Below are 24,927 nucleotides of genomic sequence, written 5' to 3' on the forward strand. Positions count from 1 at the left end.
GTCGCCCAACGGTTCGAAGGTTCTCGCCATGACGCTACTGATCAACTCGCTGGTGTTTCTCGCTACCCTCGCCGGGATGGAGCTGTTCGCTTGGTGGGCGCACAAGTACGTGATGCACGGCTGGGGCTGGGGCTGGCACCGCTCCCACCATGAGCCACGTACAGGCTGGTTCGAGAAGAACGATCTTTTCGCCGTGGTGTTCGCCGCAGTCGCGGTCGTTCTGATCGCGCTGGGCACCGCAGGCTACAGCCCGCTCGAATGGGTGGGCGCCGGGATGACAGCTTACGGATTCTTTTATTTCGTCGCCCACGACGGTCTGGTGCATCATCGCTGGCCGCTGCGCTACGTGCCGCGCAACGGCTACCTCAAGCGGCTCTATCAGGCGCACCGGCTGCATCATGCGGTCGAGGGCAAAGATCGCTGCGTGTCGTTCGGCTTTCTTTACGCCCCGCCGGTGGCCGTGCTTCGCCAGCGGTTGCGCGAGCTGCACGGCAGGCGGCTGCGCCGGGCTAGCGAGGCCGAGTCCACAGACCGGCAGGACGCGGCCTGATCCTCTTCCACCGCGAGGCCAGCGCCACCCCTGCGCCAGCGAGAAGAAAGCGCAGCTTCTGTGTGCGACTGGTCGATACCCGGGTATCCCAGGCACTGGCGCCGCGCGCTTTGACTTCGATGCCAATCTGCCGATAGACCGCATGGGCGGTTGCGATCGACCAGGCCGAGCGCACTGGCAAATCCGCCAGCCCCTGTAACGCCGAGGCGTAGTAAGGTTCGGCCAGGTCCACCAGACGCGCCGCCAGCACCGCCAAAGCCTGCCGATGACACGGTTCGGCCAGCTCGTCGGCGGGCACTTCAACCTCGGCGAGCCAGTCGGCAGGCAGATAGATCCGGTCGATGGCCGCGTCCTCGACGAGGTCTCGCGCAATATTGGTGAGCTGGAAGGCAAGGCCAAGGTCGCAGGCGCGATCGAGCGTGGCCTCGTCTTCGGCGCCCATCACCCTGGCCATCATCAAGCCCACCACGCCAGCGACCCGGTAGCAGTAGAGCAGCGTGTCATCGAGGGTCGCGTAATGCTTGCCTTCGACGTCCATGCGAAACCCTTCCAGATGCTCCAGCGGATAGCGCCTCGGGATGGCATGGCGCTGCACCACTGCCTGGAACGCGGCGAAGGCGGGGTCGCTCATCGGCTGGCCTCGATACGCCTGCTCGGTGAGCTCGATCAGCTCGGCCAGGCGCGCCTGGCCCGCCGAGCGATCGCCCGCCTGCTGCCCATGACCAAGCACCTGGCCGTCGATCACGTCGTCGCAATGTCGGCACCAGGCATACAGCATCACCGCGCTTTGTCGGGTGCGCTCGTCGAACAGCTTGGCGGCCGCCGCGAAGCTCTTGGAGCCGACGTTAATCGCTTGGGTCGAGTGGCTGACAACCTGATCATTCATTGCCGCACGCCTCGAGCATCAGCCCCGCCGTGGCCTTGGCCGACCCCACTACGCCGGGAACACCGGCCCCCGGGTGGGTCCCGGCACCGACGATATAGAGGTTCGGAATCTTGTCGTCGCGGTTGTGGGGACGGAACCAGGCGCTTTGCGTCAGGATTGGCTCCAGCGAGAAGGCCGAGCCCAAGTGCGCATTGAGCTCATCGCGAAAATCATGCGGCGTGAAGATCCGGTGGGTCACCAGATCTTCGCGAAGCCCCGGAATGTAGTAACGCTCTAGGTACTCGAAAATGCGGTCGCGGTACCGCGGGCCCTCGACCGCCCAATCGATGCCGGCGGTACCCAGGTGCGGCACCGGGGCCAGCACGTAGTGGCTGGCGCAGCCTTCGGGCGCGAGCGACGGATCAGTTACGCACGGCGCATGCAGGTACAGCGAAAAATCGTCGGCCAGTGTCTCGCGCTTGAAAATGTCGTCGATCAGCTCCCGATAGCGGGGCCCGAAGCAGACCGTGTGGTGCTGCAGATGCGAATGGCGGCGCTTGAGGCCAAAGTGGATGACAAACAGCGACATCGAAAAGCGCTTCTTCGACAACCGCGCAGCTTCCTGTCGGCCGCGAGGCTCATGCCCCAGGAGCGCCTTATAGGTGTGAACCACATCGGCATTGGAGGCCGCGGCGTCGGTTTCGAAGCGTCGGCCATCTTCAGTGATGACGGCGTTGACCTTGCCCCCGGCGAGTTCTATCCGAGCCACCGGTGCTTCGAGTTCAAGGTGCCCGCCCAGGTCCTGGAACAGCCGCACCATCCCGTCTACCAGCGCGCCGGTGCCGCCACGGGGAAACCACACCCCACCCTGGCGCTCCAGCGCGTGGATCAGGGCATAGATGGACGACGTCTCGAACGGGTTGCCGCCAACGAGCAACGAGTGGAACGACAACGCCTGGCGCAGCTGATCGTCCTCGATGAATTTGGCCACCATGCTGTAGACGCTGCGCCAAGCCTGCAGCTTGGCGAGCTGGGGGCCGGCATTGATCATGCTGCGAAAAGACAGGAACGGCACGGTGCCAAGCTTGACGTAGCCCTCTTCATAGACCGCCCGGGAGTAGTCGAGAAAACGCCGGTAGCCGTCCACATCGCGCGGGTTCTTCGCGCTGATCTGACGGTCCAGTTCGGCCTGATCGTTGACGTAATCGAAGCGGTAGCCGTCTTCCCAGCACAGCCGATAGAACGGGCTCACCGACAGCAATTCCACGTAATCAGCCATGCGCTTGCCGGCCAGGGTGAACAGCTCCTCGAGCGCCGCCGGATCGGTAATCACCGTGGGGCCGGCATCGAAGGTGAACCCCTGATCGTGCCAGACGTATGCGCGCCCGCCCGGCTTGTCGCGCTTCTCCAGCATGGTGGTCTGCACGCCGCCAGCCTGCAGACGGATCGCCAGGGCCAGGCCGCCGAAACCCGCACCGATCACCACGGCTCGCCTGGGCGCGGATCCAACGCGTTCGGAAGTACTCATCGGGAGTCCTTGAGGTGCAGGTTGTCGGCGGCCAGCGCACGCAGCGCCTCGCCAAGCGGAACCGGAGGTTTGCCAGACACGATGCGCAGCCGATCCCACGGCGTCAGGCGCGCCGCATAAAAGCGTTGGATCAGCGGCTCGGGCAGCCGGTAGAAGCGCTGCATGACCTGCCAGCGATGGTCAGGCCGCCCCGCCATGAACAGCATGCGGTTGAGCAGACGGAAAAAGCCGCGCTCACGCCATTGCCGCCGCGCATGCTTGCCGATGGCGGTGCACAACTCGGCGCTGGTCCAGCGATCGAGCGCGAGTAGGTGGTCGGCCAGACGTACCGCATCGGGGAGCGAATACCCGGTGGTCGGATGAAACAGACCGGCGGACAGACCGCTTTGAGGCACGCCCCCGGCGTCGCGCCAGAACGCGTCGGGATCGCCCGACAACACGATCGGCAGCACGCCCTGCTCCTCCCGCTCCACCTCGGTGATGCGCCAGCCATTGACCGAGGCGTAACCGGCGATATTGTCGCGCAGGGTCTCGGACGCCACCGCCTCGCCGTCGGCATAGTAGGTGTCTTCGATCAGCAGGCGGTCGGCGGCGAGCGGCAGCACGTAGATGAACCGGTAGCCGTCATGCTGGGCGACGCTCGCATCCATGATGATCGGCCCCGTCAGACCGTGGGGCACGGCCAGCCGCACCTCCTGGCCAAGAAACTTCTGAAAGCCCAGGGCCAGGTGCCGACTGCGACGCACGCCACGGCCATCGATCACCGCGGGCGCCGTCAGCACCTCGCCGTCCGCCATCACCACCCGCTGTGGCTCTACCGTTTTCACCTCGGCATTGAGGCGCACGGCGTCCCCCAGTCGCGCCATCAGGCACTGATGGAACTGCCCGGACAGAATAGAGGCATAACCGCTGCGCAGTTCCCGTCGTAGTAGGGGAAAGACGACCCGGTAATGGTCCCAACGCTGCGAGACCAGCGGCGCGATCCAGGCGTGCTGAGCTTCGCTCAGATCATAGTCATGGAACGACCAGGTATGATTGCCGCCGAGCGCCCGGCCCTGTTCGAGCAGCAGTATCCGTAGGCCTGGCCGCGCCTCGCGCAGGCGCCAGGCGAGCAGCCCGTTGGCCAGGCCGCCACCGACAAGAATGAGATCGGCATCAGAGGTCATCGTCATCCCTCGTCAGCGGCCGGTTGCGCCTGACCGCCGTTTCGATCAGATAGGCAGCGCGAGCCGCACCACCGGACACCCGGACTTCGCGGCCAAGCGCGCTGGCACGTTCGTGAAAGGCCGGCTCGCTCAGCAGCCGCAACAAGGCGTTGCAGATGTCGCTACTGCGGGCGATGCGATGATTCAGGCGCAAGCCGACTCCCGCGTATTCGACCCGCGCGGCCACACCAGGTTGGTCGAAGGCGATCGGGAGCGCCAGCACCGGCACACCTGCCTCCAATGCATCGAGCACGGTATTGAGTCCTGCATGGGTAACCACCGCCTGAGCATTGGCCAGCACGGAGCGCTGTGGCGCGAAATCAGTTACCCAGGTTGCACCAGCCTTCTGCAGCCGCTGCTCCTGCCGGTGATCCAGCCCACCGCAGTGGGCCACCAGCAACTGCACGTCAAGCTCGCGACAGGCCCGGGCGATGCGCTGGAACAATCCGAAACGATAGCCCTGAAGGGTGCCGAAGGAGGCGAACACGAAGGGCCGACGCGTTTCGATGGGCAACGTCAATGGCGGCTCGTCCTGCAGCGGCATGCGCAGCGGCCCCACCGCATGGACATGACGCGGTAGCGCCTGACGTGGGAAATCGAAGTCGATAGGTGTCTGGCTTACCTGCAGCAAGGGAGACAGGCACTCGCTGAGTGTTCGCCGCGGCGCCAGACCAAACGCCGCGGCGTGGGCCGCGATCACATCGCCGTGGGGCCGCATCATCCAGTCGTAGACACGAGCGCTGTGCAGGTTGAGCTGCTCGCCCCAGGGCGTCGCCTGGTACCGCCAGGGCATCACTGGTAATGGCATCAGCGGCTCGCGGTTGAACGGCAGAGCACAGGCAACCGAGACATAAGGCAACCCCAGCGATTCGGCCACCAGCGCGCCGGCAGGCTCCATCTGGTCGGCTATCACCGCCTCCACACCCAAGGTCGACAGCACCAACGGCGCTTCGCGGCAGAGCATGTCTGTCGCGCAGGCCAGATCGGCTATCACACGTTTGAGCCCCCACGGGCCGCCGGGCCTCGCGGCACGAGAAATGACCGCCTGCATCGAACCGGGCGGATGACTGGCGGCACCCACCGCGGCGAATTGCAGCGCCGGATGGCACAGGGCAGCGCAGACGTCGGCCTGTTGAACGAAGGTCAGCCGATGCCCACGCCTGATCAACTCGCTGGAAATCGCTTCAAGGGCGCGCAGGTGACTGTGGAAAGGTGGAGCGATGACGGCGAAGTGCGTCATCGCGCAATGTCGGTCAACAGCGGCGCGCGTGACAGCGCAGCCAGATCCGCCGAACCGGTGCAGAAACAGGCCACGCGCAGCTGCTGGATCAGCACTTGGAAATGGTCGATGACCGCATCGGGGCCAAGCAGCGCGGCGTCCAGGACCCCGGCGGCCTGCCCGACCAGGTTGGCCCCCAGGCGAATCGCCTTGGCTGCATCGACGCCGTCGCGAATGCCGCCCGAGGCGATCAACGTGGCCGCCGGGCACTCCTGACGCACCATCTGCAGCGCCTGCGCGGTGGGGATGCCCCAGCCCGCGAATGCCTGAGCGATTGCCCGCTGTTGCGGGTCGGCGGAGCGCTCCGCCTCCACGGCAGCCCAACTGGTGCCGCCGGCACCCGCGATGTCGAGCACCGACACCCCGGCTTCGACCAGTTGTCGCGCCACCCGGGGCGACAGTCCGACCCCCACCTCCTTCACCACAATGGGCACGTCGAGCTTAGCCGCCAGTCGCTTGATCGCAGACAGCACACCGCGCCAGTCGCGGTCCCCGCCTTGCTGCACGGCTTCCTGCAACGGGTTGAGATGAATGATCAGCGCGTCGGCCTCGATCATCTCTACCGCGCGGCGCGCATGAGCCAGCCCATAACCAGCCACCAGCTGCGCGGCGCCGATGTTGGCGAGCAACGGCACGCTTGGGGCCAACTGCCGCAGTTGACGGGTCAACCCCTGGTCGGCATCGGTTTCCAGCGCAATGCGCTGCGAACCGACCGCCAGCGCTATTCCCAACGTCTCGGCGGCCGCTGCCAGGCTATGGTTTATCTGAGCGGCACGCGCGGCACCACCAGTCATCGAACTGATCAGCAAAGGTGCGGCCAATCGGCGTCCGAACAACGATGCGGAGATATCCACCTGATCCAGATGCAACTCCGGTAGCGCGCAGTGCTCGAATGTCAGCATGTCAAAGCCCGTCGAGGCCACCCGTCGCGCACGCAGTGGGTCAAGCACGATATCGAGATGGTCATTTTTGCGTGTCACCAGAAGCTCTTCGTTCATGGTCCGCTCCCAGAGCAATGACCTAATTTTGACGCTTGAGGTCACTAATGGTGCCGAGACTTGTACATCTTGTACAAAATTAGGGCGCATTGCAGTCACCCACGGGGGTATCCAATGGCACTGTCTGTTTCAGACCCACAGACGGTTCTCGAGCAATTCCTCAGAGCACTCCGTACCCGTGTCGACACTCGGCTTGGCGAGCTGCTGCCCGGCCCGACACATCCACAAGACCCCATTGCCGCCGCCATGCGCGAAGGCACTCTGGCGCCCGGCAAACGCATACGACCGCTGCTGTTGCTGCTCGCCCTGCAGGACTTTGACCGGCTCGACGAAGGCGCTTTCGATATCGCCTGCGCATTGGAAATGATTCATGCCGCCTCCCTGTTTCTGGATGACATGCCCTGTATGGACGACGCCAGCCTGCGCCGCGGCCGGCCTACCATCCACGTGCAGTTCGGTGAAGACATCGCGATCCTTGCGGCCGTGGCGCTGCTCAGCCATGCCTTCAGCGTAGCGGCCTGCGCGCAGGGCGTTGCGCATCCTGTGCGTACGCAGATGGTCTGCCTGCTGTCACAAGCGATTGGATCCCAGGGGCTGGTACGCGGCCAGTACTTCGACCTGCGCGAGGGACGTCAGCAACGGCCCCTGGATGCCATTGCCAACGCCAATCAGCTCAAAACCGGTTCGCTGTTCACCGCCGCCCTGGAGATGGCTGCATTGTTCGCCCGTTGCGATGTCAGGCAGCGCAACTTGCTACGTGGATTCGCCGTTGAACTGGGGCACGCCTTCCAGTTGCTCGACGACCTCGATGACAGCATGAGCAGCCAGCAGACCGGCAAGGACAGCGGTAAGGATGATGGCAAGTCGACCGTCATATCGCTGCTCGGCGCCGACGCCACCCGTCAGCTCCTGAAGGAGCACGTCCGGTACGCTGAAGACCACTTGGCGCGGCTGGGCCTGGCCGGCGGACTGTTGTCGCAGCTGCTGGACCGCCTGTTCGCGCGGGCGCGCTGAGCCATCACGCCGCCCGTGTTAGGCCTTCATCAGTGCAATGGATGGAGCTAGGAGGCACGCCGCGCCCTCCTTAGACTCGGGCGCACAAGAAACCCGAGGTGTCCCCAATGTCCGAGACCCTGCTCAGCTCGCGCAACCTGGCGTTCGAACTCTACGAAGTGCTGGATGCCGAGGCGCTGACCCAGCGCCAGCGCTATGCCGACCACAACCGTGAGACCTTCGATGCCGCGCTGTCGACCGCGCGCAGCCTCGCCGAGAAGTTCTTCGCCCCGCACAACCGCAAGGCCGACGAGAACGAGCCGATCTACAAGGACGGCGAAGCCATCCTCATTCCCGAGGTCAAGCCGGCGGTCGACGCCTTCATCGAGGCCGGCTTCCTCAATGCCTCGCGCGACTTCGAGGACGGCGGCATGCAGCTGCCGAACCTGCTGGCACGGGCCTGCTTCGCGCACTTCCAGGCGGCCAACGTCGGCACCTCGTCCTACGCCATGCTGTCGATGGGCGCCTCGCACCTGATCGAGGCGTTCGGCAGCGAGGAGCAGAAGCAACGCTTCCTGCAGCCGATGCTCGAGGGCCGGTTCTTCGGCACCATGGCGCTGACCGAGCCGCATGCCGGCTCCTCGCTGTCGGACCTGCGCACCCGCGCCGAGCCGTCCGGCGACGGCACCTACCGGCTCAAAGGCAACAAGATCTTCATCTCCGGCGGCGATCACCCGCTGTCGGAAAACATCGTCCACATGGTGCTGGCCAAGCTGCCGGACGCCCCGCCCGGGGTGAAGGGCATTAGCCTGTTCATCGTGCCCAAGTTCCTGGTCAACGATGACGGCAGCCTCGGCCCACGCAACGACGTGCTGCTGGCCGGGCTGTTCCACAAGATGGGCTGGCGCGGCACCACCTCCACGGCGCTCAACTTCGGCGATCACGGCGAATGCATCGGCTATCTGGTGGGCGAGCCGCACAAGGGCCTGTCGTACATGTTCCAGATGATGAACGACGCGCGCATCGGCGTCGGCATGGGTGCGATCATGCTCGGCTACGCCGGCTACCTCTATTCGCTCGAGTACGCCCGCGAACGCCCACAGGGCCGCCTGCCAGACGGCAAGGACCCGAGCTCGGCGCAGGTGCCGATCATCGAGCACACCGACGTCAAGCGCATGCTGCTGACACAGAAGGCCTACGTCGAAGGCGCCTTCGACCTGGGCCTGTACGCCGCGCGCCTGGTCGACGACCAGCGCACCGCGGACGACGAGGAAACCCGGCAGAACGCTCACGAGCTGCTCGACCTGCTGACCCCGATCGTCAAGTCCTGGCCTTCGGAGTTCTGCCTGAAGGCCAACGAACTGGCCATCCAGGTGCTCGGCGGCCACGGCTACACCCGCGAATACCCGGTCGAACAGTATTACCGCGACAACCGCCTGAACCCGATCCACGAAGGCACCCACGGCATCCAGTCGCTCGACCTTCTTGGCCGCAAGCTGACGCAGAACGGCGGCCGTGGCCTGCGCCATCTGCTCGCACTGATCCGCCAGACCTGCGAACAGGCGCGCCCGTACGACTCGCTCATGCCGCTACGCGAGCCGCTACAGGCGCTGCTGGCCCGACTGGTGCCGATCAGCCAGGGCTTGCTCGGCGATCTGGTGGCCGGCAAAGTCAACCTCGCGCTGGCCAACTCGGCGCTCTATCTCAAGGTGTTCGGCCACACGGTGATCGGCTGGCGCTGGCTCGAACAGGCAATCCATGCCGAACAGGGACTGGCGCGCGGCAACCCGGCCGACGTGGCCTTCTACAAGGGTAAGCTACAGGCCGCGCGCTTCTTCCTTACCTGGGAAATCCCTGGCTGTCACCCCGACCTCGATCTGCTCGAGGCACGCGACACCACCACGCTCGAGATGCAGGACAACTGGTTCTGACCGTTGCCGGCGATACCTGCCGGCCGCCTGTACCTGCTGTTCAGACCAACGCCCCTCCCCTGAGGGGCGCTTTTTTGACAGCCTCTGAAATCATCAGGTTAGAATCGTGGCATGCGCCCTGCATATTCGTCCGGGCGCGCTTGCCCTGGAGAGCTCATTTGGACGTCGGCAACATCAACCACCTGTTCTTTATCGGTGCCCTGTTGGTTGCTGCAAGCATTCTGATGAGCTCGCTGTCGACCCGCCTGGGCGTACCGATTCTGGTTATCTTCCTTGCCGTGGGCATGCTCGCCGGGGTCGACGGTGTCGGCGGCATCGTCTTCGACGATTACCACCTGGCCTTCATCATCAGTAACCTGGCGCTGGCCATCATCCTGCTCGATGGCGGCATGCGTACCCGCAAGGCCACCTTCCGCGTCGCCCTCTGGCCCTCGATGTCACTCGCCACCGTAGGCGTGGCCATCACTGCGGGGCTGACCGGCCTCGCCGCCGCCTGGCTGTTCGACCTCAAGCTGATCGAGGGACTCTTGATTGGCGCCATCGTTGGCTCCACCGACGCGGCCGTCGTGTTTAACCTGCTCAACGGTAAAGGGTTGAACGAACGGGTCGGCTCGACCCTGGAGATCGAGTCGGGCAGCAACGACCCGATGGCGATGTTCCTCACCGTCACCCTGATCGGCATGATCGCCTCGGGCCACACCAGCTTCAGCTGGTCGGTATTCCTCAGTCTGTTCCAGCAGTTCGGTATCGGTATCGTGCTGGGCCTGACCGGCGGCTGGCTGCTGCTCAAGCTGATCAACCGGCTGGACGTCGCCGACGGTCTCTATCCGCTGCTGGCAGTCAGCGGCGGCATCATGATCTACGCTCTGTCCGGCGCGGTGGGCGGCAGCGGCATCCTGGCGGTTTACGTCTGCGGCCTGCTGCTGGGCAATCGGCCGATCCGCAACCGCCACGGCATCCTGCACATGTTCGACGGCCTGGCCTGGCTCAGCCAGATCGGCATGTTCCTCGTGCTCGGCCTGCTGCTGACGCCCAGCGACCTGCTGCCCATTGCGGTACCGGCGCTGCTGCTGTCGCTGTGGATGATCTTCTTCGCCAGGCCGCTGTCGGTGTTCATCGGCCTGCTGCCGTTTCGCGGCTTCAACCTGCGCGAACGCGCGTTCATTTCCTGGATCGGGCTCCGCGGTGCGGTGCCGGTGATCCTTGCGGTGTTCCCGCTGATGGCAGGGCTCGATCACGCACAGCTGTTCTTCAATGTCGCCTTCTTCATCGTGCTGGTCTCGCTGCTGCTGCAGGGCACGACCCTCGGCTGGGCAGCGCGCAAGGCGAAAGTCGAGGTTCCGCCCTCGCCGTTGCCGATCTCACGCACCGGCCTGCAGGTGCATACCACCAGCCAGTGGGAGCTGTTCATGTACCGCCTGAGTGCCAGCAAGTGGTGCGTGGGCGCAGCCCTACGTGAGTTGAAGATGCCGCCGGGCACCCGCATCGCCGCGCTTTTCCGCGGACAGGATCTGTTGCATCCATCAGGCAGTACTCGCCTGCAGGTCAACGACATCCTCTGCGTGATCGGTCACGAAGCCGACCTGCCCGCCCTGGGCAAGCTGTTCAGCCAAGCCCCGATCCGCGGCCAGGACATGCGCTTCTTCGGTGACTTCATCCTGGAAAGCGAGGCTGAACTCGGCGCCATTGCCGCATTGTATGGGCTCAAGCTCGACGGCATCGATGGTAGCCAGCCCATCGGCACCTTCCTCACCCGCCGTCTGGGTGGCCAGCCGGTGGTGGGCGACCACATCGACTGGAACGGGCTGACCTGGACGGTCGCTACGATGGAAGGCGGCGAGGTGCGCAAGGTCGGCCTGAAGTTTCCCGAGGACAGCAAACCCGGCCCGACCCTGATGTTCTAGAGCGAGAACGAGGCCCATCGCGCACTTTTGCAAGACGGGCCGAAGACCGTTCGACGCCTTCGACACCACGCGGCTCGCTAGCGATTTAAAGCGTAGGTAGACTTCGGCCTTTTCATCCTGCCGAAGCACCTATGCACTCTTTGCACAGATTCCTGACGGCGAGCCTCTTCGCCCTCATCCTCCCCTTCAGCGCCGCCCAGGCCGCACCCGACTCGGCCTCTACCGCCCAGGCCGAAGCCGAACAGAAGCCGACCCAAAGCGCGGCGGAACAGGCCCAACGGCTCAACGAACAGGCCGCCGCGAACGCCGAGCGCCTGGCAGACCTCAAGCAGCAGCTGGCAGGCGCGCCCAAGCAGATCAACGATGCCCAGCGCGAGCTGACCAAGCTCAAGAGCACCCCGCCGACCGATGTCGCCGGGCGCTACGCCAGGCAGAGCACCCAGGCGATCGAACAGCGGATGACCGAGCTGCTCGAACAGCTCGCCGAAATGCAGAAGGCCTTCGCCAGTGCCAACAGCCTGATCATCAGTGCGCAGACCCGCCCCGAGCGCGCGCAGTCGGAAATCAGTACCAGCCAGTCGCGCATCCAGGAAATCAACGCCCTGCTCAAGCCGGGGCGAGAGTCCGGCAAACCCATCACAGGCGAGCGCCGTGAACAGCTGACGGCCGAACTGGCCGCGCTCAACGCGCTGATCGAGCTCCGCCGGGAGGAGCTGGGCGGCAACAGCCTGCTGCAGGACCTGGGCAAGGCCCAGCGCGACCTGCTGGCCGAGCGCATCGCCCGCACCGAGCAGGAAACCGAGGCGCTGCAATCGCTGATCAACGACAAGCGCCGCGAGGAGTCGGAGCAGACTGTCGCCGAACTTTCGCGCAAGGCCCAGCTCGCCGGCTCCGACAAGCTGGTCGCCGCCGAAAGCGCGGAGAACCTGAAGCTTTCGGACTACCTGCTGCGTGCCACCGAGCGGCACAACAAGCTGACCCAGCAGAACCTCCAAACCCGCCAGCAGCTCGACAACCTCAATCAGGCCGACCAGGCGCTCGAAGAACAGATCACCGTGCTCGAAGGCAGCCTGTTGCTCTCGAAGATCCTCTACCAGCAGAAGCAGGCGCTTCCGCAGATCAGCATGGACAATAATCTGGCCGACGAGATCGCCGATATCCGGCTTTATCAGTTCGAGCTGAACAAACGCCGCGAAGCCAGTGCCGACCCGCTGGAGTACGTGGAGCAGCTGCTGGCGAACCAGCCTCCTGAAGACGTGACCCCGGAGCTGCGCAAGACGCTGCTGGACCTGATGACCACCCGCGCATCCCTGCTCGACCGGCTCAATCGCGAACTGAATGCGATGCTGAACCAGTCGATCACGCTGCAGCTCAACCAGCGCCAGTTACAGCAGACGGCACAGGCCCTGCGCGACACACTCGATGAGCAGATGTTCTGGATTCCGAGCAACAAGCCGCTGGACCTGTCCTGGTTCAACAGCGTGCCTCGCCTGCTCGAGGCCCAGATCAACGCGATGCCCTGGACCTCGGTGCTGGCGGAACTGGCCGCCGGCCTGCTCGAGCGGCCGCTGTTCTTCCTGCCCTTGCTGCTGCTCATCGCTGTGCTGCTCTGGCGCCGCCAGGCCATTGAAGACAGGCTGGACGCGATGGGGCGCGACATTGGCCACTTCCGCAAGGACAGCCAGCTGCACACGCCGCTGGCGCTGCTGCTCAATCTGCTGCTGGCGCTGCCCGGCGCGCTGTTCCTCGCGCTCTGTGGCTACGTGCTGCAGACGGACGCCCGGGGCCAGAACTACAGCCTGGGCGCATCGCTATACGAGGTCGCGCAAGCCTGGCTGGTGTTCTATGCCGCGTATCGCATGCTGTCGCCCGGCCGCATCGCCGAGACGCACTTCCGCTGGTCCAAGCCCCAGGTCGCGTTTCTGCGCAACCAGGTACGCCGTCTGGGCCTGATCGTCATGGCACTGGTCGCAGTGGTGGCGATCGCCGAGCATCAGCCCGCGGCCCTCGCCGATGACGTTATCGGCATCGTGGTGGTGATGACCTGCTTCGGCCTGATGAGCTGGCGCCTGATGCAGTTGCTGCTCAAGGGCCCATCGAGCGAGAACGCGCCACCGGTGCGGATGCTCATCGGCCTGCTGTTCAGCGTCCTGCCCTTGGTGCTGATGGTCGCGGTCGGGTTCGGTTATTACTACACGGCGCTGAAACTGACCGACCGCCTGATCGACACGCTCTACCTGCTGATGATCTGGATCGTCCTCGAGGCCACCCTGATACGTGCTCTGACGGTCGCGGCCAGGCGCCTGGCCTACCAGCGCGCAATGGCCAGCCGCCAGGCGCAGGGCGAGGACAAGAGCGAACTCGGCGATGTCCCGAGGGAAACCGGCATGGACATCGAACAGGTCAACCAGCAGTCGCTGCGCCTGACCCGGCTGGCAATGTTCGGCCTGTTCCTGATCGCCCTCTACTGGGTCTGGTCGGACCTGATCTCGGTGATCTCCTACCTGGATAACGTCACCCTCTACGAATTCACCAGTGGCACCGGCGACACCGCCACCTCGTCGCAGATCAGCCTGAGCGATCTGCTCGGGGCACTGGTGATCCTCGGTATCACCGTGGTGCTGGCGGGCAACCTGCCGGGCCTGCTGGAGGTCCTGGTGCTGTCGCGCATGCGCCTGGCCCAGGGCAGCGCCTATGCGACCACGACGCTGCTGTCCTATGCCCTGGCCGGCATCGGCCTGGTCTCCACCCTGTCGACTCTCGGCGTGAGCTGGGACAAGCTGCAATGGCTGGTTGCCGCGCTGTCGGTGGGCCTGGGTTTCGGTCTGCAGGAAATCTTCGCCAACTTCATTTCCGGTCTGATCATCCTGTTCGAGCGGCCCGTGCGCATCGGGGACGTGGTGACCATCGGCAACCTGTCCGGCACGGTCAGCCGAATCCGTATCCGCGCGACCACCATCACTGATTTCGACCGCAAGGACATCATCGTCCCGAACAAAACCTTCATCACCGGCCAGCTGATCAACTGGTCACTGAGCGACACGGTCACCCGGGTCACCATCAAGGTCGGCGTCGCCTACGGCTCGGACCTGGACCTGGTGAAGAAAGTCTTGCACCAGGCAGCCCAGGACAATCCAAGGGTGCTCAAGGATCCGGAGCCGCTGGTATTCTTCCTCAACTTTGGCGAAAGCACCCTGGATCACGAGCTGCGCATCCACGTGCGTGATCTGGGCGACCGCAACCCGGCCACCGACGAGATCAACCGCTATATCGATCGGGAATTCAACCGGCTCGGCATCAGCATCGCCTTCCGCCAAGTGGATGTCTTCCTCAAGAATGTCGACGGCAAGCAGCTGCAGCTTGGCCAGCCGATCGGCACGGATGAAAACCCCGACCGGGCGGCACCGCGTGCCGGCGATCAGGCTTGAGGAACGCTGCCAACCACACGGCCTCCAACTTCGAAAGCGCCCGGCTCGACGCCGGGCATGCCAGAATGCCGTGGTTTTTCGTGGAGCGCGCCGTTGAAGACCCTTGCCGAACTGACCTTCGATAACCGTTTCGCCCGTCTCGGCGATACGTTCTCCACCGAAGTACTGCCGCAGCCACTGGCCGACCCGCAGTTGGTCGTCGCCAGTACGGCAGCGATGGCGCTGCTCGATCTGGACTCATCCCAGGCCGACGATCCTCTGTTCGCCGAACTGTTCTCCGGCCACAAACTCTGGTCGGAGGCCGAACCGCGGGCGATGGTCTATTCCGGCCATCAGTTCGGCAGTTACAACCCCCGTCTGGGCGATGGCCGTGGCCTGCTGCTGGGCGAAGTGCGCAACGAGGCCGGTCAGCACTGGGATCTGCACCTCAAGGGCGCCGGCAAGACCCCCTACTCGCGCATGGGGGATGGCCGGGCGGTGCTGCGCTCCTCGATCCGCGAATTTCTCGCCAGCGAACACCTGCATGCGCTGGGCATCCCCAGCTCGCGGGCGCTCTGCGTGACCAGTTCGAGCACACCGGTCTACCGCGAGACTCGGGAGCGCGGCGCCATGCTGCTGCGCCTGGCACCGAGCCACGTGCGCTTCGGCAACTTCGAATTCTTCTACTACACCAAACAGCACGATGCCCTGAAGCAGCTGCTCGACCATGTGATCGAATGCCATTTCCCCGACTGCCTGGAACATCCGGAGCCCTACCACTCGTTCTTCAGGGAAGTGCTCGAACGAACCGCCGGGATGATTGCGCGCTGGCAAGCCTACGGCTTCTGCCACGGCGTGATGAACACCGACAACATGTCGATCCTCGGCATCACGTTCGACTTCGGCCCCTATGCCTTCCTCGACGACTTCGACGCCCATTTCATCTGCAACCACTCCGACGACGGCGGTCGCTACTCCTACGAGAACCAGGTGCCCATCGCCCACTGGAACCTCGCCGCACTGGCCCAGGCGCTGACACCTTTCGTCGAAGTCCAGGCCCTGCGCGCCAGCATGGACCTGTTCCTCCCCCTCTATGAAGCCGCCTGGCTAGATCTGATGCGCAAGCGCTTGGGACTGATCGATGCGCGAGACGACGACAAGGAGCTGATCCAGCGGCTGTTGCAGCTGATGCAAGACAGCTCGGTGGACTACACCCGCTTCTTCAGAGAGCTCGGCGACAGCCCTGCCGAACAGTCCGTGCGCAGGTTGCGCGAAGACTTTCTCGACCTCGCCGGCTTCGACGCCTGGGCCGCCGCTTACCGGGAGCGGGCCGGCAACGGCCCACAGGACGAGCGTCAGGAGCGCATGCATGCGGTCAACCCGCGCTACATCCTGCGCAACTACCTGGCCCAACAGGCTATCGAGGCCGCCGAACAGGGCGACTTCACACCCGTACGCGAATTGCATCAGGTCCTGAGTCGCCCTTTCGATGACCAACCGGGCATGGAGCGCTACGCCGAGCGGCCGCCGGAATGGGGCAAGCACCTGGAAATCAGCTGCTCGTCGTGAGCCGTGCTGCGCAAGAACCTGCGCACCGGGCACCGCCGGTATCTTGCATTACAGCTTGAAGCCCTAGTGCCGCGTGCCTTCGTCGCGATTGCGCCAGTTGTTGCACAGAGGTGCGCAAGAAATGGCGCAACTTTATGTGACGTACTCCGCAAGCACCCGTCGGCGCTGCTCACACAAAAACGTAACCTATTGATTTTATTGAGTTTCACTAGAGTGGCACGCCCCTTGTAATGACCTGTTCGCCATCCGGCATTCAACAAGGCAAGGAGAGCGCTCATGCCAACACCCGCGTATATGTCCCTCGAAGGCACCAAGCAAGGTCTGATCACCGCCGGTACTTTCACCGAGGACTCGGTAGGCAACATTTTCCAGGAAGGACACGAAGACCAGATCCTGGTTCAGGCATTCAACCACCAGGTCATCATCCCGCGCGACCCGCAGTCCGGCCAGCCCACCGGCCAGCGCGTCCACAAGCCGCTGATGATCACCAAGGTTTTCGACAAGTCGTCGCCGCTGATCTTCAACGCCCTGACCTCCGGCGAGCGTCTGTCCAAGTGCCGTCTGGAGTGGTACCGCACCTCCTCCACCGGTACCCAGGAGCACTACTACACCATCGAACTGGAAGACGCCGTGATCGTCGACGTGCAGTCGCGCATGCCGAACTGCCAGGACCCGAACATGTCCCACTTCACCCATCTTGAAGACGTCTACTTCACCTACCGCAAGATCGTCTGGACCCACGAAGTCTCCGGCACTTCCGGCTCCGACGACTGGCGCACCCCGATCTCGGCCTAAGCCGCGATCGGGCCTTGCGGCCACAGGTAGCAAACATCGGCCAGGGTTACCTGGCCGATGTGTTTTTGGCCGACGCGTTCGGCAAACACCGCAGTGTTTCACATGACCATATCGCCAAACAGGCGAAAATGGACACCAGATTTTTTGGCGGCTTGGCTTGATGCCGATCCGCTCTACGACAGGCATGGCAACCATGCGATGCCGCCTTGCGGGCCACCACCGACCCGTTGCCATGGACTGGTTACAGAGGGACAGGGAATGTTCAACCCGGCCAACGACACCCATTTCAGTCTCGCCATCGAAGGCATCGCGCACGACCTGCAGGTGCTTGAGTTCAAGGGGCGAGAAGCCCTCTCGCAACCCTTCGCCTTCGAGCTCGAACTGGTCAGTGAACGCCCTGACCTCGATCTGGAAAGCCTGCTCCACCAGCCGGCCTTCCTCGCCCTCTCGCCGGCCGGCAACGGCATCCATGGCCTGATCTACCGCGTCGCCCAGGGCGACTCCGGCAAGCGCCTGACCCGCTACCACATCACCCTGCGCCCGCAGCTGGCCTACCTCGCCCACCGCACCAACCAGCGTATCTTCCAGCACCTGACGGTGGAGAAGATCATCGCCCAGGTGCTCGAGGAGCATGGCATCCAGGCCAACGCCTTCCGCTTCGGGCTCGGTTCGGTCTATCCCGAGCGCGACTACTGCGTGCAGTACGACGAGACCGACCTGCACTTCATCCAGCGCCTGTGCGAGGAAGAAGGTATTCACTACCACTTCCAGCACAGCGCCTCGGGCCATGTGCTGGTGTTCGGTGATGACCAGACGGGCTTTCCCAAGCTTGCGCCGGTGGCGTATCAGCAGGATTCGGGTTTAGTGGCGGACCAGCCGGTGGTCAAGCGCTTCGGCCTGCGGATCGAGACCCGCACCAGCCGCGTCACCCGCCGCGACTATGACTTCGAGAAACCGCGCCTGACCATGGAAGGCGCCTTCCAGAGCGAGTTCCAGCCGGACCTGGAAGACTATGACTACCCCGGCCGCTTCACCGACCGCACCCGCGGCAAGCACCTGTCCCAGCGCGCCCTGGAGCGCCACCGCAGCGACTTCGAGCTGGCCGAAGGCGAAAGCGACCATCCCCAGCTGGTCACCGGCCACTTCCTCACGCTGACCGAACACCCGCGCGGCGACTGGAACCAGCTGTGGCTGCTGAACGAAATCCTCCACGAAGGCAAACAGCCGCAGGTGCTGGAGGAGTCGGTGACGAGCGATGAGCAGTTCCGTGATGGCTTCACCCAGGGCTATCGCAACCACTTCACCGCCACGCCCTGGGACATCCCCTACCGCCCGGCCCTGAACCATCCCAAGCCCAAGGTGTTCGGCAGCCAGACCGCCGTGGTCACCGGCCCGGCCGGTGAAGAGATCCACTGCGACGCATATGGCCGGGTGAAGGTCCAGTTCCACTGGGACCGCGAAGGACAGGCCGACGACAAGACCAGCTGCTGGCTGCGCGTCTCCTCGAGCTGGGCGGGTGATCGCTACGGCGGCATCGCCATCCCCCGTGTCGGCATGGAAGTCCTGGTCACCTTCCTCGAAGGCGACCCCGATCAGCCCCTGGTCACCGGCTGCCTGTACCACAAGGAACATGTCGTCCCGTATGACCTGCCGGCCAACAAGACCCGCAGCGTCTTCAAGACCCTGAGTTCACCGGGCGGGGGCGGGTACAACGAACTGCGCATCGAAGACCGCAAAGGCGCCGAACAGATCTACGTCCACGCCCAGCGCGACTGGGACGAGAACATCGAGCACGACCAGAAGATCCGCGTCGGCCACGAACGCCACGACACCGTCGAGGCCAACAGCTACAGCGAATTCAAAGCCGAAGAACACCGCACCACCCACGCCGACCGCAAAACCGAAGTGAAAGCCAACGACCACCTCACCGTCGGCGACAGCCAGCACGTGAAGATCGGTACAGGGCAGTTCGTCGAGGCGGGCAATGAGATTCACCTCTCCAGCGGCCTGAAAGTCGTCCTCGAAGCGGGCAGCGAACTCACCTTCAAAGCCGCCGCCAGCTTCATCAAACTCGACGCCAGCGGCATCACCTTGGTCGGCCCGGTGATCAAGATGAACTCGGGAGGAAGCCCGGGGAAAGGGTCAGGCGCGGCGCCGGTATTGCCGGGAGAGGTGAAGGCGGCGGATGCGGACCGGGCGGGCAAGCTGCTGGTGCCTGCTCAGCGGCAGGCGCTGCTGCAGAAGAAACCGTTGTGCGCCATCTGCGAGGCAGCAGCTAAAGCGAGACCTGGAAATGCCTGAACTCCAGCATTCGTTGCCTCATGAGCTGCCCTGGCATAGCAACTGCTATTTGCTACTCGATGGAGTAAGCGTAGAGAGGCTTCCACAGAAACTGTATCAATGGTCGGAGCACCCAAACTTCGAGCCTTTGTACTTAGGAACGGAACTGAGCGGGCTCACCGATATCTCTCCCTGCCTGGTTACCATTGAAGGCCCGAGCGATCCCTTCATGCAGGCGTTCCTTGCCAAGGCCGACCAAGAGTGGGGTTACCTGATCTTCGCCAGCACAACGCTCGATGAAGTCGCTCAGCATTTGCGCTGGCTTCTAAAAGTCGAAACAGAAGCGCAGCAAACGTTCATTCTGCGCTTGGCGGATCCGGCCGTAGCTCACGCGCTTTTCGCCATTGGCAACCCCATGCTTTTTGGCCCTATCGAGTATGCCTGCATGCCCGATAACGTCGAAGCGAACTGGCACGTGCACTACAACCCCAATAGAAAGCCCGATAGAGATCAAGGCCGCCCTTATCGCTTGAGCGACTCAGAAATGAGCGCTCTCGAAGACGTTAGCTTCCGCCAGACGATCCTGACCCTGGACGAGCACCTACGAACATTTTTTCCTAACTACCAAGCAGCTCTACATGGTCTGGAGCGCTATCAGCACCTAAAAGAGCTGGCTAATACGGCCTACCGACTGAACCTCTGCTCTCAAAGAGAAATTCTTCTGTTCGCCAACATCTTCGGCTTTCTTGGGAAAACAGCTCTGAAACAGCATTCGGACATTACTCAGTTGCTCGAAGCATCTTCACCACGACTTCCGGTTGAGCGAGTCGAGCAGGCGGCATATCTGGCAGAACAGCGCGCCACAGAGATACAAGGAATGGCCTCATGACAGCGCAGACACCACCTCGCAACAATGCCAACCTGGCAGCCAAAGCGGCTTCATGTGACGACAGTCGATCTGCGACAAGCACATGCCCATTGATGAATACCGAAGTGCAACTGATTCCGCTGCGCTACAGCCTGACCGAATGGATCGACCCCTCTAGCCAGCTATCGATGCCTTTCACTCTACAGAGCCGCCCCTTGGGTATCCGCCTCGTGCGCGATGGCTTTCTCTACATCATCGACAACGGCACAGGGTACCTCCACGAATACCAGATCGAACAAGGTGCTATCACCAAGCTGCTGTGGAAGGCTGCAGAGGTTCGCGCCGACACCCGCACCAACGCCATTGGCGAACCGCACCTGATCTTCCGCAGATCGAGCGAGCTGCATGTGGCGTACTCCGAGCTGCAATGGACAGCACGCAAATGCACCCAGGTGCTGGCCAGCCAGGAGGATCGCGAATACTTCATGCAAATGGTCGACCTGAAACAGGCCGATCCGCAGCAAGGCGGCTCCCACCTCCTGACTCGCGAGCAGGCGGAAAAATGGCTGGCAGAAGTCGTCCAGAACAAGGTTCATCGTGATGAGCAGGGCCAACAAACCTTCCCTGATCACCAGAGCCGTCCAGCCTTGGTGGAGCCGCACCCGGAGGAATTGCAGAACTATGCCTGGGAAGACCCACCACTCTTTCGTGACACGCATATAGGTGAACTGACTGGCAAGATCCTGCCGGCGCACGAGCATGACGCGCTCTTTCTGGTGCTGCGCGACGACATCGGCGTGATGCGTGACCTGGCACAGTTTCAAGACAAGGTGGTCGGCTGGATCAGCGAATGGAGTGAGGGCGGCTCACAGCCTGGCGCGAACGAGCGCGACTACATGATCGCCTGCTATATCGAATCACGGACGCAAATCAGTGCCGACGAATTGTCCAAGCTGGAAGACGGCGACGCCCAGACGATGGTCGCTGATATCGCCAAGTTGCCTGAGCCCGAACAGCAGCAAACCCGCCAGGCCCTGATCGATTATTTGAATGGTGCCCCTCTACCCCGCCCAATGGTTCTCACCACCCCGGAACCCTTACATAGGGCACAGGAGCGCCAGTTCACCCGCAACCAACTGAGGCCAGCGGATCAAGCGTTCGTAGGGCGCCACTTGGAAACGATCATTCGGGTCAAGAAGGACCTGAGCGAGCAAGTCAGCGATGTGCTAAATGGTGCGAAGCTGGGACAGCGTGGGATCAACGATCTGATCGGCCGCCCCGCCATGGATGCCTTTCTGGCGACCAACCGGGCCAAGCTGCAACGCTGGGATGCACTGCTGGAACGGATCAGTACCGACCGTACGAACATGACCACCGAACTGCGCTTTCATCGCGCAGCCTGGTATTACGATGCCCAGCAGGCCGAGCAGGTCGGCCTGGCGTTCGCCACCCAATACGCCTGCCTGAAGGATATCGGTCGTTGCGATGCAGCCAATGAAAAGCTCTACGCCTGGTTGGAAGAAAACCCTCAGTACGACCGTCCACTGTTCCACACCCTGCCACTGAATACCCAAAGCGAACTGGCGGCGCAGTACGTACTGCTGGGTTTGTCCACCTATGGCGCCGCTGTCGCCATCGATCATTGGCTGGCCAAGCTGAGCGAAATCGAACAAGGCAAGATCCCGGCACTGGACGAGCTGCCTGAAACGACCCGAGCCCTGGGGCATAGCGCTCAATCCACGCTTGATCCCGCACTGAGCTTTGGCATCAGCAAAGCCATACAGACATTCTTCGAGGAAGTGGGGCAACAGAAGGTACCGGATCTCGACGAGCTGTTTCGCCGCTTGCCAAAAACCCTACCGAGGCGTCTGCTCGACGCGGCGAAACGTGAAGGCCTGACCTTCGTCGTCGCCAGCGAGGCGGAAAAGGCCGCGTTGATAGAAGACCTGAAAGAAGTGCTGGCCAATCGCGCGGAGCTCAAGCGCCTCAAGAAGCAGCGGGGAGTGATCATCAGCAATGCCGACAATGGCCACAAAGCACCGCGCGCACAAGCGTTGCAACTCGAGATCGACAGGGTTCGCGCCCAACTCGATGTGCTGGAGCCCCGTCTGGCGGCGGCCATAAGCCCTATCGCCGAAGTACCACAGAACAGCATGCGCGTGGCGGGCGCAGCCCCTGGGCGCGCCGGCATCACCCTGATCCTTCCCCCAGCCGAGCTACAGGAAGTCGCGACAGGGCTGCGCAATATTCGCAATGGTTACGGTACTGCCGGCACCCTCGGCAAGCTGGGTGACGCTGTGGGACTGGCAGTATTTGTGGCGCAGTTGGTGAATTTGGTGCAGGTAACTAGGGCGACTCTCAGCCAGCCAACTGATAAAAAAGACCTCATGCCGTTCATTGGCGCCGTTATGACCGCTGGTGCTGCAGGTTTCGCTGCAGCCCAATCCATTGCCAATACGGCACTTGAGGCCAGAGCCGCACAACTGGTGAAAGGGCTACAGAACCATGCATTGGCTGCAACCCACGTGCAGCTGGGCAAATTACATTTTGGTCTTGGTTTAGTTGCGTATGGAGCAGGTTTTTTTGCTGCAGCTATCAGTAGCAGGGCACATTACAACGAATGGTTAGGTGCAGTTCAAAACGGTAACGCTCAAGCACAGCAAGGCGCTGCTATTGCTTTGGCTGGCTCGAGCGGCATGCTCGGTGCTAGTGGTTACGGGCTTGCCCACACTTTTCGTGCTGGTGGTGAGGTTGCCAAACATCTATCCAATGCTGCAGCGCGGCGTGCTGCATGGGCACTTGCCGGCCCGCGCCTGGCAACCGTTTTCTTCCGCTTCAATATCGCCGGAGCCCTGTTTACCGCCTTGGAGCTGAGCGGCACCTGGTGGTACAACCGCAACAATACCAACGCCCATGACGACTGGCTGCTCAGCACGCCCTGGAGCCAGGATGCGGAAAAGCGCAAGGACTATACGCTGGAAACCTACCAGCAGACGCTGCTTGGGGTCATTCAACGGCCCTCGGCAGCGGTTATCCACGACAGCCACGATAGCTGGTGGCGCGACCTGCTGTTGCCGCCCAAGCGCATCGATATTGCCCTGGCGTTCCCGGGCCTGAGCCAGGCAGAGTTCGAACAGCCTCTAGCCGGGCAACCTGCTGCACGCCTGAGCCTCAGTGCCTATCGCATTCGCACCGTGCGTTATGACAAAGGGGAGTCCATGGTCAGGTGGTACCCGCTCCATGAGTTGGGGTTGGAACTGGCCGCCAGTTCACCTTTGGCACTCCGGGTCGAACGCCCACAGCCCATGGCCGCAGCCATTGGCGGGTACACCCAGGAAGAACTGCTGCTGGAGCTAAGGGTCGAACGCCGCAACGAGCGCGGCCAGTATCGCGAAGAACGCCATACCATTCGCCTTGCGCCCGATAAGCCGGGCGAGTATCCCGCCAGCCAGGCAACCATTGAAGGTCAGGCCGCAGCAAAGCTGCAGATCGACCCTTTGCTATTACTGGATGCCCAAGATGCCGCAAACCGCTGACACCCAAACCGCCACCCCACCCGGCCTGGATAAACCACACAAGGCCGGGGATAACCAGAACTTTCCGGGCGGGCGGGTCAATTACCTGGCCCCATTGCCACTGCCAACGGGTGAACCTCCCCATGACTATGCCCATGCCATTGGTGAGGTGAATGACATCTACCTCAGTTTTGGTACGGGCTTGCCACCTGTATTTGGCTGGCAGCTAAGGTTGGGAGGCCCCTTTTTCGTTGGCATTATCATGCCAGCAATTTTGTCCCCTCTTCTTGCTGCCTTGCTGACTCCATTAGTAGGTGGGACGCTTCTTGACACTTGGCAAATGACCGCCGGGGTGTTCGAAACAGGACTAAAAATAGGCTTAATGGGAACGCTAGCAATCCTGGCCCTGGCTCTTTCCATCTGGTGGCACAATCACCTTCAACACAAAACCGTAATTGCATCGCGCTTCAACCGCCAACGCCGAGAAGTCTGCTTTGTGCCTGAGGGTCATACCGAGCCCATCTTCGTCCCTTGGGAACAGGTTTTCGCCTGGGTAATCGAGGCGCGGGGGGTCACCCAGTATGGTGTACAAAGTCAGTTCGCCATGGGGGTCGGTTTTCACCATGCTCCAAGTGGCCATGACTACACTCTGGAGTTCGCCACCGGCGGCTTGGGCATGGCCATAGGCAACTGGGAGGCCATTCGTGCCTATATGGATCACGAGATTCATGGCCTCAAGGACATTCAAGACCCCTTCGATCTGCAAGGCCCACATGATCCACCTCATGAAGGTCTACACACCTTCTATAACGCCCGCGAACGCATGCGTCGCCACTACCGCGAAGGCGGAGTTGGCAAGTGGTATGTGCTTGGCTGGTATCTCTACCATCTATGCACCCTGTGGACACTGCCCTTCCACCTCACCGAGTGGGACATAAATCGGGTCAAGCGCATGCATCAGCGCAGTGTTCCCGAAGCCATGCGCGCCTGGTCAGAGCCCCTGCCTCCCGAGCAATGGGCCAAACCCAGCGCCGAGCTGCTCAGGCAGCGTGAGCTGCTGGCAAACCTGCGCCAACGTCATCCACAAGGCTCGATATTCGATTTGATGGCCGAAGTCGGGCGCACAAACCTAGCGGGCCGGAGCAAGGCCGGTACGGCGAAGATCTAGTACCTGCTTTGCCGAAGTGGATAGGCCGCTCGCTCTCGGCAGCCGCCAAGCGCATCCATAGCCTGATCTCGC

Annotated in this window: 16 protein-coding genes; 11 read left to right on the forward strand and 5 right to left on the reverse strand. The window is 62.8% G+C overall.

Annotated features, from left to right (window positions below; genetic code table 11):
* Positions 1 to 28 precede the first annotated feature (28 nt).
* Entirely contained in the window at positions 29 to 550 is a 522-nt protein-coding gene (locus G7026_RS10115; protein ID WP_181070645.1) for a sterol desaturase family protein, read from the forward strand.
* Here G7026_RS10115 and G7026_RS10120 read toward each other — a convergent pair.
* From G7026_RS10120 to fni, 5 genes are read right to left on the reverse strand one after another with little or no spacing between them, the layout of a single operon-like run.
* Positions 510 to 1,436, reverse strand: coding sequence for a phytoene/squalene synthase family protein (locus tag G7026_RS10120; protein WP_181070646.1), 927 nt, complete (start codon positions 1,434 to 1,436; stop codon positions 510 to 512). The two genes, G7026_RS10115 and G7026_RS10120, sit on opposite strands and share 41 nt — an antisense overlap.
* Positions 1,429 to 2,943, reverse strand: a complete 1,515-nt coding sequence (locus tag G7026_RS10125; RefSeq protein ID WP_181070647.1) for a phytoene desaturase — start codon at positions 2,941 to 2,943, stop codon at positions 1,429 to 1,431. Before G7026_RS10125 ends, G7026_RS10120 begins: the two co-directional genes overlap by 8 nt.
* Positions 2,940 to 4,109: a lycopene beta-cyclase CrtY gene (crtY, locus tag G7026_RS10130; RefSeq protein ID WP_181070648.1), complete on the reverse strand. Its 1,170-nt coding sequence runs from the start codon at positions 4,107 to 4,109 to the stop codon at positions 2,940 to 2,942. The genes G7026_RS10125 and crtY overlap by 4 nt, the downstream gene beginning before the upstream one ends.
* Positions 4,099 to 5,388: a glycosyltransferase gene (locus G7026_RS10135; protein ID WP_181070649.1), complete on the reverse strand. Its 1,290-nt coding sequence runs from the start codon at positions 5,386 to 5,388 to the stop codon at positions 4,099 to 4,101. Before G7026_RS10135 ends, crtY begins: the two co-directional genes overlap by 11 nt.
* Positions 5,385 to 6,425 (reverse strand): type 2 isopentenyl-diphosphate Delta-isomerase, encoded by a 1,041-nt coding sequence (fni, locus tag G7026_RS10140; protein ID WP_181070650.1) that lies wholly within the window; start codon positions 6,423 to 6,425, stop codon positions 5,385 to 5,387. Before fni ends, G7026_RS10135 begins: the two co-directional genes overlap by 4 nt.
* Positions 6,426 to 6,539: 114 nt before the next feature.
* Between fni and G7026_RS10145 the strand changes: the two genes are divergently transcribed.
* The 10 genes from G7026_RS10145 (at position 6,540) to G7026_RS10190 (ending at position 24,855) form a co-directional block, all read left to right on the forward strand.
* The gene (locus tag G7026_RS10145) at positions 6,540 to 7,439 is read left to right on the forward strand and encodes a polyprenyl synthetase family protein (RefSeq protein WP_181070651.1); all 900 of its coding nucleotides are present in this window, start codon (positions 6,540 to 6,542) and stop codon (positions 7,437 to 7,439) included.
* 107 nt (positions 7,440 to 7,546) lie between these two features.
* Positions 7,547 to 9,349 (forward strand): acyl-CoA dehydrogenase, encoded by a 1,803-nt coding sequence (locus tag G7026_RS10150; protein ID WP_181070652.1) that lies wholly within the window; start codon positions 7,547 to 7,549, stop codon positions 9,347 to 9,349.
* Between the two features lie 158 nt (positions 9,350 to 9,507).
* The gene (locus G7026_RS10155) at positions 9,508 to 11,253 is read left to right on the forward strand and encodes a potassium/proton antiporter (RefSeq protein ID WP_181070653.1); all 1,746 of its coding nucleotides are present in this window, start codon (positions 9,508 to 9,510) and stop codon (positions 11,251 to 11,253) included.
* Positions 11,254 to 11,384: 131 nt separating this feature from the next.
* Positions 11,385 to 14,681 carry a mechanosensitive channel MscK gene (mscK, locus tag G7026_RS10160; RefSeq protein WP_181070654.1) on the forward strand — a complete coding sequence of 1,099 codons (3,297 nt, stop codon included), beginning with the start codon at positions 11,385 to 11,387 and terminating at the stop codon, positions 14,679 to 14,681.
* 93 nt (positions 14,682 to 14,774) lie between these two features.
* Positions 14,775 to 16,229 (forward strand): protein adenylyltransferase SelO, encoded by a 1,455-nt coding sequence (gene selO, locus G7026_RS10165; RefSeq protein ID WP_181070655.1) that lies wholly within the window; start codon positions 14,775 to 14,777, stop codon positions 16,227 to 16,229.
* A 276-nt stretch (positions 16,230 to 16,505) separates the two neighbouring features.
* Positions 16,506 to 17,024, forward strand: coding sequence for an Hcp family type VI secretion system effector (locus G7026_RS10170; RefSeq protein WP_181070656.1), 519 nt, complete (start codon positions 16,506 to 16,508; stop codon positions 17,022 to 17,024).
* 258 nt (positions 17,025 to 17,282) lie between these two features.
* On the forward strand, positions 17,283 to 19,325 hold the full coding sequence (locus tag G7026_RS10175; RefSeq protein ID WP_181070657.1) for a type VI secretion system Vgr family protein: 2,043 nt from the start codon (positions 17,283 to 17,285) through the stop codon (positions 19,323 to 19,325).
* Entirely contained in the window at positions 19,318 to 20,193 is an 876-nt protein-coding gene (locus G7026_RS10180) for a DUF4123 domain-containing protein (protein WP_181070658.1), read from the forward strand. Before G7026_RS10175 ends, G7026_RS10180 begins: the two co-directional genes overlap by 8 nt.
* Before the next feature lie 92 nt (positions 20,194 to 20,285).
* Positions 20,286 to 23,708 (forward strand): toxin VasX, encoded by a 3,423-nt coding sequence (locus tag G7026_RS10185; protein ID WP_181070659.1) that lies wholly within the window; start codon positions 20,286 to 20,288, stop codon positions 23,706 to 23,708.
* On the forward strand, positions 23,692 to 24,855 hold the full coding sequence (locus G7026_RS10190) for a hypothetical protein (RefSeq protein WP_258190228.1): 1,164 nt from the start codon (positions 23,692 to 23,694) through the stop codon (positions 24,853 to 24,855). The genes G7026_RS10185 and G7026_RS10190 overlap by 17 nt, the downstream gene beginning before the upstream one ends.
* Positions 24,856 to 24,927: the final 72 nt, after the last annotated feature.

Origin of the sequence: Stutzerimonas azotifigens, assembly GCF_013522725.1 — a bacterium.
GTDB lineage: Bacteria > Pseudomonadota > Gammaproteobacteria > Pseudomonadales > Pseudomonadaceae > Stutzerimonas > Stutzerimonas azotifigens_A.